This window comes from Arthrobacter sp. TE26545, assembly GCF_056279005.1.
Window position 1 is genome coordinate 2,659,099 of the sequence record NZ_JBWBQM010000001.1, and the last position, 13,086, is coordinate 2,672,184.

A 13,086-nucleotide genomic window follows, 5' to 3' on the forward strand; every position below is an offset into this window, starting at 1 on the left:
TGTCGTTGCGTGCTGTCGGGTCAGGGGGGCGCTCACACAGTCATTTCATCATCGGGCACTGACATTTGATGGAGCTGACGCTCCAGCTCCTCCGAAATAGCGTCGATCCGGTCGAAGTCCTCCTCGCCGGGCGCCCAGCGGGCGGCGGCGATGTCGACCCGCCAGCGGCCCTCGCCGGTCCGCAGGAATGCCTCATGGTCACCGTGCAGCGCCGTTCCTTCCGCGAGGTAGTGGCGCAGTGCATCGGCTTCATGGCCGGGCGGGGCTTCGCCGCTGGCCCGCAGGATCCGCCACCAGGCCACCGCGCTTCCGTAGTGGCTCATGACCGAGCCGACCTGGCGGGGGCCGCCGTGCCCCAGCAGTTCGGCGACGTCACCGTAGGCAAGGGCGGCACCCGGGGGCACGAGGTCCACGACGCCTAGCACCGCCGTCACAAACTCCGTCCGCATGTTTCCAGCGTATCGGCTGCCGCCACGGTGTCGGTTTCCAATCTTGTCGGGGGCTGCCGGTAGCGTGAAGGCATGAGCTCCTGGAACACCCTCCCCCGCGCCGCGTTCGACCTCGAGACCACAGGCCGGAACTCCCGTGCCGCAAGGATCGTCACGGCGTCGATCACGGTGGTGGACGGCCAGGGGAACGTGATCAAGGAACGCGAGTGGCTGGCTGATCCCGGCGTCGAAATCCCCCAGGAAGCGAGCGACGTCCACGGCATCACCACCGCGAAGGCGCGCGCGGAGGGCCGCCCGGCCGCCGAGGTGACCAGGGAGGTCGCGGCCACCTTGCAGGAACTGTTCGACGACGGCGTTCCCGTCATCGCGTTCAACGCCAGCTACGACTTCACGGTGCTAGCTGCCGAATCCGCCCGCTACGGGGTGCCGCAGCTGAGCCGGTTCCCGGTCCTGGACCCCTACATCATGAACAAGCAGGTGGATCGCTACCGCAAGGGCAAGCGGACCCTCGGCGCCCTGTGCGAGGAATACGGCGTGGACCTGGAGAATGCCCACACCTCAGCCGCGGACGCCCTGGCGACCTTGCGTGTTCTTGACGCCATGGCGGGCAAGTTCCCCAAGCTGCACATGCCTGCGTCCAAGCTCCACCAGTTGCAGGTCGACTGGGCGGCGGCGCAGGCTGCCGACTTCCAGTCCTACCTGCGCCGCAGCAAGCCCGCCGCCGTGATCGAAGGTGACTGGCCGGTGCTTCCGCCGGAAGACGCCAGCCGCGGCGGCTTCTGAGCGGCGTGGTTCCTGGGGCACCTGGCTTCCAAGTGAAGCGTGGCTTCCTTGTGCAGCGTGGCTTCCAAGGCGCCTTAGCACCCAATCGGGCATGACGCATGTCACAGGACCCGGCCCCGGGAACAGGGGCTCCGAGGGCCGGGCACAATTCATCCATTGCGTTTTCTTACGGTCGTTCTGATGAAGGTTTGTGACTTTGCGTAATAAATCTTCGGAATATTGACCACTGTTGCGAACTATGTTCGGAATCTTTGGGCCTTAGGGCCGGATGACATACTTAAGTTTGGCGGGTTGAGTTCTGCTAGGGCCCACGAATGAACCTGTGGCCGCATCCCCGCCCGCGTCACCGAGATCCCAGTAATTCCAATGAAAGTGAACGCTTGATGAAAATCAAAGCTCTGAAGTGGCTGTCTACTGTCCCCGTAGCCGCTGCCCTCGCCGTGTCCCTTGCCGCATGCGGCGGTGGAACGTCCCCGGCCAGCACGGCTTCCCCCACGGACGCCCTTGCCGGTGCCCAGAGCACCGATAAGTACACCACTGCAGACGTCACGCCCCTGGACAAGATCGACAAGGGCAAGCTGGGCCTCCTCACCGACGGCACCATCAAGGTGGGCACCCTTTCCGACGCCCCGCCGAGCATCTTCATCGACAAGTCCGGCAATTTCACCGGCTTCGACAACGAGCTGCTCAAGGCCATGGGCGAGAAGCTGGGCCTGAAGGTCGAATTCGCGTCCACCAAGTTCCAGAGCCTCCTGGCCCAGGTCAAGAACCAGCAGTTCGACGTCGGATCCTCCTCGATCTCCACCACCGACGCCCGCCGCAAGACGGTTTCCTTCACCAACGGCTACGACTTCGGCTTCATGGCGCTGGTGTCCAAGACGGACAGCCCGGTCAAGAGCATCGCCGACCTCAAGGAAGGCGTCCGCGTGGGCGTCGTCCAGGGCACGGTCCAGGACGACATGGTCACGAACCAGCTGGGCTTGGATCCGGTCCGTTACCCGGACTACAACACCGCCTACGCCAACGTGAAGAGCGGCCAGATCGACGCCTGGCTGGCCCCGTCCCAGCAGGCCGAGGGCCAGATCAAGGAAGGCGACGGCACCAAGATCCAGGAGAAGAAGGTCGCTACGCAGAACTTCTCCGCATTTGCCGTCTCGAAGGACAACACTGCCCTGATCGAGGCCCTGAACTCCGCCCTTGATGCCGTTATCAAGGACGGCACGTGGACCAAGCTGGCCAAGCAGTGGTTCCCGGAGCGCAAGACCGACGCCGAGCGCATGCCCGATGGCTGGAAGCCGGGCAGCAAGGCTGTTCAGGTCCCCGCCGACAAGTAAGGGCCGGCCACCAGCCGAACCGCAGTAAAACCAACGCTCAAGCCTGGGCCCGGATTCGGGTCCGGGCTTGAGCGGCTAAACCGAGGAGTCATATGGACGCATGGAGCCGCCTTGCGGACACCTTTCTGAACTGGGGCTACATCGCCGAGGTGCTGCCCACGATGTTCTCGTACGGCCTGCTGAATACGATCGTCCTGGCGCTGACCTCCGGGCTCATCGGCACCATTCTGGGCATCCTGTTGGCCTTGATGGGCATTTCCAGGAATCCCGTGGCACGCTGGATCGCCCGTATCTACACCGACATCTTCCGCGGGTTGCCGGCGGTGCTGGTCATCCTGGTCATCGGCCTCGGCTTCGGTCCGCTGCTGAAAGACCTCGCCGGGATCCGCAGCCCCTACCCCCTCGGCATCATCGCCCTGAGCCTGATGGCCGCAGCCTACATCGGTGAGATCTTCCGCTCGGGCATCCAGAGCGTGGACAAGGGCCAGCTTGAGGCCTCCCGCGCGCTTGGCTTCGGCTACGGCCCCTCCATGCGCATGATCGTCGTCCCGCAGGGCATCCGCCGGGTGCTCCCCGCCCTGATGAACCAGTTCATCGCCCTCATCAAGGAATCTTCCCTCGTCTTCACCCTCGGCCTCATGAGCCGCGAGCGGGAACTGTTCCAGATCGGCCAGGACTTCGCGGCCAACAACGGCAACCAGTCCCCGCTGGTCGCTGCGGCCATCTTCTACCTGGCCCTGACCATCCCGCTCACGCACCTGGTCAACTACATCGACAACCGCCTGCGGACCGGCAAGGAACAGAAGCACGAACCTGACGAGGCCGCGGCCGTCATCGGGAAGGGAGCCCACGCATGAGCCAGTTCACCTCCGGATCCCTCACCGGCAAGAACCTGCACCTGGCCTTCGGCAGCAACAAGGTGCTGCGCGGCATCGACATTCATGTTGAGAAGGGCACCGCGGCCTCCGTGATCGGGCCCTCCGGATCCGGGAAGTCCACGCTGCTGCGCGTCATGAACCGGCTCATCGAGCCGGACCAGGGCGACATCCTGCTGGACGGCCGCTCGGTCCTCAAGGACAACCCGGACGAACTCCGGCGCCGCATCGGCATGGTGTTCCAGCAGTTCAACCTCTTCCCGCACAAATCGGTGGGTGAGAACGTGGCTTTCGCGCTGCGGAAGCTGCGGAAGCTGCCCAAGGACCAGGCCTGGGCCGAAGCCCTGGATCAGCTGGACAAGGTGGGCCTGAAGCACAAGGCAGGCGTGCGTCCCGCGACCCTCTCCGGCGGCCAGCAGCAGCGCGTGGCGATCGCCCGGGCCCTGGCCATGAAGCCCGAGGTGATGTTCTTCGACGAAGCCACCTCCGCGCTCGACCCCGAGCTCGTCAAGGGCGTCCTTGCCCTCATGACGGATCTCGCCAACGAGGGCATGACCATGGTGGTGGTGACCCACGAAATGGGCTTCTCGCGCAACGTTTCCAACCAGGTGGTCTTCATGGACGGCGGCGTGGTGGTGGAGAACGGCAGTCCGGACCAGCTCTTCACCGAGCCGAAGACCGAACGCCTGCAGAAGTTCCTCTCGGACGTCCTCTAGGCAAAGCCACCAAATTCCCGGCACCCCTCGGTGCCGGGAATTTCGGCTTAACGGGAAGCTATTGTCCGGCCTTGACCCGGAGCACGGTAAGCGCCGCGGCGTCCACGGCCCCGCGGAAGGCCGGTTCCGCCGTCGCGCGCCGCAACACCTCGTTGAACATTGCCGGGACGTACCCGGTGTTGGCGCACAGCACCATCGTGCCTCCGGCGGCAATGAAGTTGCCGGCCCGCTCCCCCACGGTCCAGGGCGAAAGCTGCGCGGCGTTGCACAGATCGTCGGAGACGATGACGCCGGTGAATCCGGCGTCCGAACGCAGCATGGTGCCCATGACCACCGGGGAGAAGGGCGCGGGGCGGGCGGAGTCGATGAGGTTGTAGTACGCGTTGGAGACCATCACCCAGCGGGTGCCGCTGCGCATGGCCGCCGTGAAGGGCGCCAGATACGGATCGTTCCGGGTGGTGACGGTGTCGCGGACATTGCCGCTGACGTCGGTGTTGAGCGTAACCCTCCCGAGCCCTGGATAGTGCTTGACCACGGGGGCCACGCCGGCGTCCCGCAAGCCCGCCGCCACGGCGTTCCCGTAGGCGGACACCACGGCGGGCGTGTAGCCGTATTCCCGCTGGAAATAGCCGATCGGCGCGTTGGACGGGGCGAAAGCCGCCCCGGGGACGGTGTCCAGGACCGGTGCCAGGTCGACCGTGACGCCGGCCCTGAGGAGTTCGGCACCCCAGATGCCGGCCTGTGCGCGCAGCTGTGCCGGCGTGTAAGCGGTTTGGGCCAGCGCGGTGGGGATCTCTGAGAAACCCGGTCCCCGCAGTACCTGCACGTAGCCGCCTTCCTGGTCAGTGGCCACGGACACCGGCACGGTGTTTCCCGACTGCCTGGCGGCAGCACGCAGCGAGGCGACCACCGCGGCGGTCGCGGCAACACCGGCCTGGCTGCGTCCGGCCAGGTAGATGTTTCCGATGTGCCGGCCCAGCAGCCCGGCCACCACATCGGCGTCACTGCCGCCGGCGTTGGCCGCGACCATGAACAGTTGCCCCACGCGTTCCCTCAGGTCAAGGGCGGCGAGCTGTTGCTCTGGAGTAGGCACGGCGGGTGTGGTGCGCGTGGGCACCGGCGTCGGAACGGGCTTGGGGGTGCCGGGCGGCGTGGTAGCCGTGGGAGGCGGATGGGTCGCGGTGGGCCGGGCCGTCGGTGTTGCCGATGCCGTGGCGGATGGCGTCGCCGAGGGAACTGCGGACGACGGCGTCACGGCGGCGGAGCTCGGCGGCGTGCCGCGCGTGCCGCTCAGGGCCGGGACGTCCGAGCGGACGAAAGCCGTGAAGAGTGCGGCGGCAATGATGGCCACGATGATGAGGGCGGCGCCGGAGTGCAGCAACCGGGAGCGGCGGTCGGATGCCGGTTCCGTCGGATGGTCGGGTGTGTTGTTTCGGGACATGAATCCACTGCCTGACTGGCGCCTACTGTAGGTGAGGCCAGACTACGCCTGCCACGGCCGGCAGCGGGGGAACCAGTGCCGTCCGTGCGGGTATTGCGGTATTTCAGGCAGGAACCGCCTGCGCGGCGGCCTTGGCGGCGGCCGGAAGGGCGTCGAAGATCCGGTTCATCGCGGCGTCGTCGTGCGCCGCGGAGAGGAACCAGGCCTCGAAGACGCTCGGGGGCAGGTAAACGCCGGCGTCGAGCATGGAGTGGAAGAACGGCGCGTAGCGGAACACGTCCTGGGCCTGGGCGTCGGCGTAGTTGTGCACGCCGTTGGCAGAGGTGCCGAAGGCCACCGAGAACAGGTTTCCGGCGCGCTGGATGGAGTGGTCCACACCGGCTGCGTCCAGCGCGGAAGACAGGGCCGCGGAGAGCTCCAGGGACCGCGCGTCCACGAAGGAGTAGACCTCGCGCGTCGCATGCGTCAGGGTCGCCACGCCGGCCGCCATGGCCACCGGGTTACCGGAGAGCGTTCCCGCCTGGTACACGGGACCAAGCGGTGCGAGGTAGTCCATGACGTCGGCACGCCCGCCGAGGGCCGCCGTCGGCATGCCGCCGCCGATCACCTTGCCGAAGGTCAGCAGGTCCGGGGTCCAGCCTTCGGATGCACCGCCGGTGAGTCCCCAGTAGCCGGCGTAGCCGGTGCGGAAACCGGTGAGGACCTCGTCCAGGATGAGGAGAGCGCCGTGTTCGCGGGTGATGCGGGACAGCGCGGCGTTGAAACCGTCGCCCGGTGTGACCACTCCCATGTTGGCCGGTGCGGCTTCGGTGATGACGGCGGCGATGTGCTCGCCGTGCGCGGCGAACGCGGCCTCGACGGCGGCGATGTCGTTGTACGGCAGTACGAGGGTTTCGGCAGCGGCGGCTTCGGTGACGCCGGCCGAGCCGGGAAGCGCCATGGTGGCCAGGCCGGAGCCTGCGGCGGCCAGCAGGCCGTCGAGGTGGCCGTGATAGCAGCCGGCGAACTTCACGATCAGGTTGCGGCCGGTGAAGCCGCGGGCCAGGCGCACGGCTGTCATGGTGGCCTCGGTGCCGGTGGACACCATGCGGAGGCGCTCGACGGCGGAAACGCGTTCCTTGACCAGTTCGGCCAGGCGGGCCTCGTCCGGGGTGGACGCGCCGAAGGAGAGGCCGCGGTCCACGGCGGCGTGCACGGCGTCGAGCACGGCGGGGTGGGCGTGGCCAAGCAGCGCAGGACCCCAGGAGCAGACCAGGTCCACGTAGTCCTTGCCGTCGGCGTCTGTGAGGTAGGCGCCTTTCGCGGAGACCATGAATCGCGGGGTGCCGCCCACGGAACCGAAGGCGCGGACGGGCGAGTTGACGCCGCCTGGCATCAGGGTCTGGGCATGGGCGAAGAGATCATCCGAACGAGTCATGCCCCTATTCTTTCATCCCGCAGAGGAAGGAATTTGCGCCCCTGCGGGATGAAAAGGGTCACGGGGCGAGCAGTTCGGATACCCGCGGCGCCACCTTGGAGCCGAAAAGCTCAATCGAGCGCATCATCTTCGAATGGGACAGGGTGCCGTTGCTGTACTTGAGTTCGAAACGGTCGGCGCCGAGGGTTCCCTTGAGCCGGGCGATCTTGGCGGCCACGGTGTCCGGCGAGCCGACGAACAGGGCCCCGTCTTCTTCCACGAGGGCCTCGAACTCGCCGCGGCCGGCGGGGCCCCAGCCGCGTTCGGCTCCGATCCGGTTGCGGGTGGCGAGCCAGTGCGGGAAGTACTCTTCGCGGGCCTGTTCGTCGCTGTCCGCCACGTAGCCCGGCGAATGCACGGCGAGCTGCTTGGGGTCGTGGCCGGCCTCGGCCAGGCTCCGGCGGTAGAGCTGGGCGAACGGCGCGAACCGCTCCGGCTGGCCTCCGATGATCGCCAGCACCATCGGATAACCGTAGGCCGCGGTGCGCACCACCGACTGCGGGGTGCCGCCGACGCCGATCCAGGTGGGCAGCAGCCTGTTTTCGAGGTGCGGGTAGACCATCTGGCCGTGCAGCCCGGAGCGGGTGCGTCCGTCCCAGTTCACCGGTTTCTGCGAACGGACCCGGTGGAAGAGCTCCAGTTTCTCCTCGAACAGGACGTCGTAGTCGGCCAGGTCGTAGCCGAAGAGCGGGAAGGACTCAGTGAACGAACCCCGCCCCAGGATCACCTCGGCACGGCCGTTGGAGACGGCGTCGAGGGTTGCGAAGCGTTGGAAGACGCGGATGGGGTCATCCGAACTCAGTACGGTGACGGCGCTGCCCAGGCGGATGTTTTCCGTGGCCGAGGCGGCCGCGGCCAGCAGCACCTCGGGTGCGCTGACGGCGAAGTCCCGGCGGTGATGCTCCCCCACCCCGAAGGAATGCAGCCCGACGGCGTCGGCCAGCTTGGCCTGTTCCACCACCTGGCGCAGCACCACGGCATGATGCTTGGGCTCGCCCGCGTCGTCGAGGTCGACGTCGCCGAAGGTGCTGACGCCCAGCAGCATGGCGTCTTTCGCAACGGGTCCTGTCGGGTCGAAAGCCGTCGGATCAAACGCTGTGGGATCAAGGGACGGGCTGGTTCCGGGAGCTTCGCTATTTTCATGCATACGCATACAAACCGCGAAGCGCCCGGAAACATTCCCGGCGGTGCGGGCTCAGTCTTCCTTCAGCCAGCCCGCGAGCTCGGACGCCCAGTACGTCAGCACCATGCCGGCACCGGCGCGCTTGATGCCCAGCACGGATTCGGTGATGGCGCCGCGGCGGTCGATCCAGCCGTTGGCGGCCGCGGCTTCGATCATCGCGTACTCGCCGGAGATCTGGTAGGCGGCCACCGGCACGGGGCTCATCGCGGCGACATCGGCCAGGATGTCCAGGTAGCTCATGGCCGGCTTGACCATGACCATGTCCGCGCCTTCTTCGAGGTCCAGTTCCACCTCGATGATGGCCTCGCGCCGGTTGGCCGCGTCCATCTGGTAGGTCCGGCGGTCGCCCTTGAGCTGGGAGTCCACGGCTTCGCGGAAGGGTCCATAGAACGCCGAGGCGTACTTCGCGGCGTAAGCCAGCACGGCGGTGTTCTTGTGGCCTGCTTCTTCGAGGGCCTGGCGGATCACGGCGACCTGGCCGTCCATCATGCCGGAGGGGCCCAGCACGTGCGCACCGGCGTCCGCCTGGGCCACGGCCATCTGCCCGTAGATCTCCAGGGTGGCGTCGTTGTCCACGTAGCCGTTGGCATCGAGCACGCCGCAGTGTCCGTGGTCGGTGAATTCGTCCAGGCACACATCGCTCATGACCACGAGCTCGTCGCCCACCTCAGCCCGGACATCACGGATGGCCTTGTTCAGCACACCTTCGGGGTCCAGCGAGGCGGAACCGGAGGCGTCGCGCATGGCCGGAACGCCGAACAGCATGATGCCGCCGACACCCAGCTCCACGGCCTCAGCGGCCGCCCGTTTGAGCGAATCGGTGGTGTGCTGCACGACGCCGGGCATGGAGCTGATCGACGCAGGCTCGCTGAGGCCTTCGCGGATGAAGGCGGGCAGGATCAGCTCGGCCGGGGCCAGCCGGTGTTCGGCCGTCAGGCGGCGCATGGCCGGGGTGGTGCGGAGCCGGCGGGGCCGGTGGTTGGGGAAGCTCATGTCTTACGTCCTTTCCGGGGCGGGCGGCCCTGCGGTGGCGAACAGTTCGGTAAGGGCGGCGACGATGCCGTCCGGGGTGGGTTCCGTGGCGGTCGCGGCGACGGTGATTCCGAGGGCAGCGGCCTCTGCCGCCGTCGAGCGTCCGATCGCGATGAAGCGGCAGTCCCGCAGCGGCAGCAGGGTTGCGGCGATCCGGCGTGCGGCGCTGGGTGAGGCGGCAACGACGGCGGCCAGGGCGCCGTCGTCGATCAATCCCCGGGCACGTGCCGGCTCCAAGAGGGGCAGCTCGGCGCCCTGGGTGACGGACCAGGCGGCGGCCTTGGCCAGTTCCGTGTCCAGCCGCTCCTCCGGGCGGGCCGGGAAGTCGACCGTCCGGTAGGCGGTCACGACGGCGACCTCCGCGCCTTTGCCGGTCAGCCCGTCCGAGAGCAGGGAATCGGCGATGTCCGCCTGCGGCAGCAGGACCCGCCCGGGACCGTCGGGCCACACCTCGAGCAGGCCCGCGGCGGACTGGCTGCCTTCCGGCGCCAGGTCCACCCGGATGCCCTCGGCTTCCAGGATCCGGCGCGAGGACGGACCGATGGTTGCCACCCGCACACCGGACGGCAGGAGCTCGGAAAGCTGTTTGCCCTGCTCCGCCGCCTTGGCCTTCAGTGCGCGGACCGTGGTGATGCTGCTGACCACGAGCCAGTCGTAGCGTCCGCGGGCAAGCCCGGCCAGCGACTCCCCCAAGGCCTGTTGATCGGCCGCACGTTCGAAGTCGATCAGCGGCAGCAGCAGGGGTTCTGCGCCGGCGGCCGACAAGGCCCGTGCCAGGGAGCCGGCGCGGTCGGGACTCCTCGTGATGAGGACTTTCCGCCCGAGCAGCGCGCTGTCCGCGGAAGCACCGGAACGGGGCCCGTCCGCCGACTCAGGAAGCGGCAAGGTCGGTGATCTCCGCGGCGCCCGCCGCGAGCAGCAGTTCGGCGACTTCGATGCCCAGCAGGGTGGCGCCCACCTCGTTCAGTCCGTCGGTGGCCTTCTTCTCGCGTACAGTCTTGCCGCCGTCGACGGAGCAGACCACCGCCTCGAGGTACAGCATGCTGCCCTTGCGGTAGGCGATGGCGCCCACCGGGGCGGCGCAGCCGGCTTCGAGGCGGGCGAGGACGGCACGCTCGGCTGTCACGGCGAGGCGGGTGTCCTCATCGTTCAACGCGGCCAGGGCCTGGGCGAGGGCCTCCTGCGAGCCGCCGGCCGCGGCATCTGCGGTACGGCATTCGATTGCCAAGGAACCCTGCCCCGGGGCGGGGAGCATGGCGTCGCTTTCGAAGAATTCGCTCACGGTCTCAAGCCGGCCGATGCGCTCCAGTCCGGCGGCGGCGAGCACGACGGCGTCGAGGTCGTTGCTCTTGCCGGGCACCACGGCGTCGGTGGCGTTGCCGGGCAGACCGGGCACGCGGCCCAGGCGGGTGTCCACGTTGCCGCGGATGTCGATGACCTCGATGTCCTGGCGAAGCGCCCGGAGCTGGGCCGCCCGCCGCGGGGACCCGGTGCCGACCCTGGCCCCCGCAGGGAGTCCGGCCAGGGTGAGCCCGTCGCGGGCGCACAGCACGTCGCGCACGTCCACCCGCTTGGGAGTCGCCGCGATGGTGAGGCCGGGTTCGGCGCCCGTCGGCAGGTCCTTCAGGGAGTGCACGGCGACGTCGCAGCGCTTGTCCAGGAGCGCCTCACGGAGGGCCGCCACGAACACACCGGTGCCGCCCATCTGGGACAGCGAACCGGTCCTGACGTCACCTTCGGTGGTGATGTGGACGAGTTCGACGTCGAAGCCTCCGATGGCGGCCAGCCGGTCCGCCGTCTGCTGGGTCTGGGTCAGCGCGAGCTTGCTGGCCCGCGTGCCGATCCGGACCGTCACTTGGTGGCCCCGGACACCGGGTAGGCCTCATGCCCGGTGCCGACGGTGGAGCCGTTCTCCGCGATGACGGGCTTGGCGCCGCGGAAGTTCTCGGAGCAGTTGGCCGGCAGGACGTCGTACCAGGGTCCGAGTTCCGTCACGTGCGGGCGGTCCGGGATGTGCTGTTCCACGGTGCGTTCGCAGATCAGGTCCACCAGGCCGGAAACGAACTTTCCGTGCGTGCCGGGCGTCGGCACGCGGGTAGCGGCGATGCCAAGGTTCCTGCAGGTTTCCAGTGCTTCGGTGTCCAGGTCCCATGCAACTTCCATGTGGTCCGAGACGAAGCCGAGCGGCACGATCACGGCACCCTTGAGTCCCTGGCCGGCCAGCTCTTCGAGGTGGTCGTTGATGTCCGGTTCCAGCCACGGGATGTGCGGGGCGCCCGAGCGGGACTGGTACACGAGGTCCCATTCGAGCTCGGGGGCGACGGCGGCCATGATCGCCCGGGCGTTGGCCAGGTGCTGGGCCACGTAGGCGGAGTTGCCCTCGAATTCGCGGGGCTCCTCGGCGGAGGCGCCGGCGGCTTCAGCGTCGCGGGTGGGAATGGAATGCGTGGCGAACAGCACGCGCACCGGGGCGTCCGGGGTCCCGGCAGCGGCCAGTTCTGCGCGGACCTTGGCCAGGCCTTCGGCGGTGCCTTCGACGAACGGTTCAATGAAACCCGGGTGGTCGAAGTAGGCGCGGACCTTGTCCACTTCGAGCTTGCCGTCCAGGCCCGTCTCGTTCAACGCGATGCCGATGTCCTCGCGGTACTGGCGGCAGCTGGAGTAGCAGGTGTACGCAGAGGTGGTGAGCATGAGGATGCGTCGGTGGCCGGCGTCGTAGGCGTCCTGCAGCACCGGCGCGATGTACGGGTCCCAGTTGCGGTTGCCCCACAGCACGGGCAGCTCGATGCCGCGGGCGGCGAGCTCGGCCTCAATGGAGGCCTTCAGATCGCGGTTCTGCTGGTTGATCGGGCTGATTCCGCCGAAGGCGCGGTAGTGGTGCGACACCTCTTCAAGGCGCTCGTCCGGGATGCCGCGGCCGCGGGTCACGTTGCGCAGGAAGGGGATGACGTCATCCTGGCCCTCGGGGCCGCCGAAGGAGGCCAGGAGGATGGCGTCGTATTCCTTGGGAGCCTGGCGGAAGCGCTCGGTGATGTCGTTCGGTCCGGTGGAAACGGCCAGGTTCACGCGAGGACTGCTCATGCGAGGACCTCGGCGATCTCGGCGGGGGTGATGCGGCGGCCGGTGTAGAAGGGGATCTCTTCGCGCACGTGGTTGCGGGCGTCGGTAGCGCGCAGGTGGCGCATGAGGTCCACCAGGTCGACCAGTTCCGGAGCTTCCAGGCCCAGGATCCATTCCCAGTCGCCCAGGGCGAAGGAAGAAACGGTGTTGGAGATGACCTGCGGGAATTCGCGGCCCAGCAGTCCGTGGTCGCGCAGCATCTTGCCGCGCTCTTCGGCGGGCAGCAGGTACCACTCGTAGGAGCGTACGAACGGGTAGACACAGAGCCAGGTGCTGGGTTCGACGCCGCGGGAGAAGGCCGGGGTGTGGCTCTTGGCGAACTCGGCTTCGCGGTGCACGCCCATGGCGGACCATACGATGCCTGTGCCTGCGAAGAGGCCGCTGCGGCGGATGTCCCGGACGGCCGCCTGCAGGGCTTCGGGCTTGGCGCCGTGCAGCCACACCATCACGTCGGCGTCGGCGCGCATGGCAGAGACGTCGTAGCTGCCGCGCAGGACAACGCCGTCCTCGGCAAGCCTGGCGGTCAGTTTCTCGAACTCAACAACAGCGTCGGCGCTGCGCTGGAGGCCTGCCGAACGCTTGAAAACAGTCCACAAAGTGAAGAACTGTTCTTCGTTCTCAGCAGTTTTAGTGACAGATTCGGCAGAAGTGTGGCTCATGGTTCAAGTTTGCCCCCTGCGGGGCATGAAGTCGAAAT

At 67.8% G+C, this 13,086-nt stretch carries 13 protein-coding genes; 4 read left to right on the forward strand and 9 right to left on the reverse strand.

Annotated features, from left to right (window positions below; translation table 11 throughout):
- Positions 1-32 precede the first annotated feature (32 nt).
- Positions 33-449 carry an MGMT family protein gene (locus ACZ9CK_RS11915; RefSeq protein ID WP_426298714.1) on the reverse strand — a complete coding sequence of 139 codons (417 nt, stop codon included), beginning with the start codon at positions 447-449 and terminating at the stop codon, positions 33-35.
- A gap of 72 nt (positions 450-521) precedes the next feature.
- On the opposite strand from ACZ9CK_RS11915, the gene ACZ9CK_RS11920 reads away from it, so the two are divergent.
- The 4 genes from ACZ9CK_RS11920 (at position 522) to ACZ9CK_RS11935 (ending at position 4,157) form a co-directional block, all read left to right on the forward strand.
- Entirely contained in the window at positions 522-1,232 is a 711-nt protein-coding gene (locus ACZ9CK_RS11920) for a 3'-5' exonuclease (RefSeq protein ID WP_426298716.1), read from the forward strand.
- A 383-nt stretch (positions 1,233-1,615) separates the two neighbouring features.
- Positions 1,616-2,566, forward strand: a complete 951-nt coding sequence (locus tag ACZ9CK_RS11925) for a substrate-binding periplasmic protein (RefSeq protein WP_476050051.1) — start codon at positions 1,616-1,618, stop codon at positions 2,564-2,566.
- A gap of 92 nt (positions 2,567-2,658) precedes the next feature.
- Positions 2,659-3,423 (forward strand): amino acid ABC transporter permease, encoded by a 765-nt coding sequence (locus tag ACZ9CK_RS11930; RefSeq protein WP_426298720.1) that lies wholly within the window; start codon positions 2,659-2,661, stop codon positions 3,421-3,423.
- Complete coding sequence (locus ACZ9CK_RS11935; RefSeq protein WP_476050052.1) at positions 3,420-4,157, forward strand: amino acid ABC transporter ATP-binding protein; 738 nt, start codon at positions 3,420-3,422, stop codon at positions 4,155-4,157. The genes ACZ9CK_RS11930 and ACZ9CK_RS11935 overlap by 4 nt, the downstream gene beginning before the upstream one ends.
- Before the next feature lie 58 nt (positions 4,158-4,215).
- On the opposite strand, the gene ACZ9CK_RS11940 is transcribed toward ACZ9CK_RS11935, so the two are convergent.
- The 8 genes from ACZ9CK_RS11940 to hemQ form a co-directional block, all read right to left on the reverse strand.
- Positions 4,216-5,598: a glycoside hydrolase family 3 N-terminal domain-containing protein gene (locus ACZ9CK_RS11940; RefSeq protein WP_476050053.1), complete on the reverse strand. Its 1,383-nt coding sequence runs from the start codon at positions 5,596-5,598 to the stop codon at positions 4,216-4,218.
- A gap of 103 nt (positions 5,599-5,701) precedes the next feature.
- A complete protein-coding gene (gene hemL, locus ACZ9CK_RS11945) occupies positions 5,702-7,015 on the reverse strand; it encodes a glutamate-1-semialdehyde 2,1-aminomutase (protein ID WP_476050054.1) in 1,314 nt (437 codons plus the stop codon).
- A gap of 58 nt (positions 7,016-7,073) precedes the next feature.
- On the reverse strand, positions 7,074-8,099 hold the full coding sequence (locus ACZ9CK_RS11950; protein WP_476050898.1) for an LLM class flavin-dependent oxidoreductase: 1,026 nt from the start codon (positions 8,097-8,099) through the stop codon (positions 7,074-7,076).
- 150 nt (positions 8,100-8,249) lie between these two features.
- Positions 8,250-9,230 carry a porphobilinogen synthase gene (gene hemB, locus ACZ9CK_RS11955; RefSeq protein WP_476050055.1) on the reverse strand — a complete coding sequence of 327 codons (981 nt, stop codon included), beginning with the start codon at positions 9,228-9,230 and terminating at the stop codon, positions 8,250-8,252.
- A gap of 3 nt (positions 9,231-9,233) precedes the next feature.
- A complete protein-coding gene (locus ACZ9CK_RS11960) occupies positions 9,234-10,154 on the reverse strand; it encodes a uroporphyrinogen-III synthase (RefSeq protein WP_426298730.1) in 921 nt (306 codons plus the stop codon).
- A complete protein-coding gene (gene hemC, locus ACZ9CK_RS11965; protein WP_476050056.1) occupies positions 10,141-11,124 on the reverse strand; it encodes a hydroxymethylbilane synthase in 984 nt (327 codons plus the stop codon). Before hemC ends, ACZ9CK_RS11960 begins: the two co-directional genes overlap by 14 nt.
- The gene (locus ACZ9CK_RS11970; protein ID WP_476050057.1) at positions 11,121-12,350 is read right to left on the reverse strand and encodes a ferrochelatase; all 1,230 of its coding nucleotides are present in this window, start codon (positions 12,348-12,350) and stop codon (positions 11,121-11,123) included. The genes hemC and ACZ9CK_RS11970 overlap by 4 nt, the downstream gene beginning before the upstream one ends.
- Positions 12,347-13,048 (reverse strand): hydrogen peroxide-dependent heme synthase, encoded by a 702-nt coding sequence (gene hemQ / locus ACZ9CK_RS11975; RefSeq protein ID WP_426298736.1) that lies wholly within the window; start codon positions 13,046-13,048, stop codon positions 12,347-12,349. The genes ACZ9CK_RS11970 and hemQ overlap by 4 nt, the downstream gene beginning before the upstream one ends.
- Between the last annotated feature and the right edge of the window lie 38 nt (positions 13,049-13,086).

Excerpts from the sequence above, each read along its gene's own strand:
- ACZ9CK_RS11915 (WP_426298714.1), bottom strand. The coding sequence starts at position 449 with ATGCGGACGGAGTTTGTGACGGCGGTGCTAGGCGTCGTGGACCTCGTG.
- ACZ9CK_RS11920 (WP_426298716.1), top strand. The coding sequence starts at position 522 with ATGAGCTCCTGGAACACCCTCCCCCGCGCCGCGTTCGACCTCGAGACC.
- ACZ9CK_RS11925 (WP_476050051.1), top strand. The coding sequence starts at position 1,616 with ATGAAAATCAAAGCTCTGAAGTGGCTGTCTACTGTCCCCGTAGCCGCT.
- ACZ9CK_RS11930 (WP_426298720.1), top strand. The coding sequence starts at position 2,659 with ATGGACGCATGGAGCCGCCTTGCGGACACCTTTCTGAACTGGGGCTAC.
- ACZ9CK_RS11935 (WP_476050052.1), top strand. The coding sequence starts at position 3,420 with ATGAGCCAGTTCACCTCCGGATCCCTCACCGGCAAGAACCTGCACCTG.
- ACZ9CK_RS11940 (WP_476050053.1), bottom strand. The coding sequence starts at position 5,598 with ATGTCCCGAAACAACACACCCGACCATCCGACGGAACCGGCATCCGAC.
- hemL (WP_476050054.1), bottom strand. The coding sequence starts at position 7,015 with ATGACTCGTTCGGATGATCTCTTCGCCCATGCCCAGACCCTGATGCCA.
- ACZ9CK_RS11950 (WP_476050898.1), bottom strand. The coding sequence starts at position 8,099 with ATGCTGCTGGGCGTCAGCACCTTCGGCGACGTCGACCTCGACGACGCG.
- hemB (WP_476050055.1), bottom strand. The coding sequence starts at position 9,230 with ATGAGCTTCCCCAACCACCGGCCCCGCCGGCTCCGCACCACCCCGGCC.
- ACZ9CK_RS11970 (WP_476050057.1), bottom strand. The coding sequence starts at position 12,350 with ATGAGCAGTCCTCGCGTGAACCTGGCCGTTTCCACCGGACCGAACGAC.
- hemQ (WP_426298736.1), bottom strand. The coding sequence starts at position 13,048 with ATGAGCCACACTTCTGCCGAATCTGTCACTAAAACTGCTGAGAACGAA.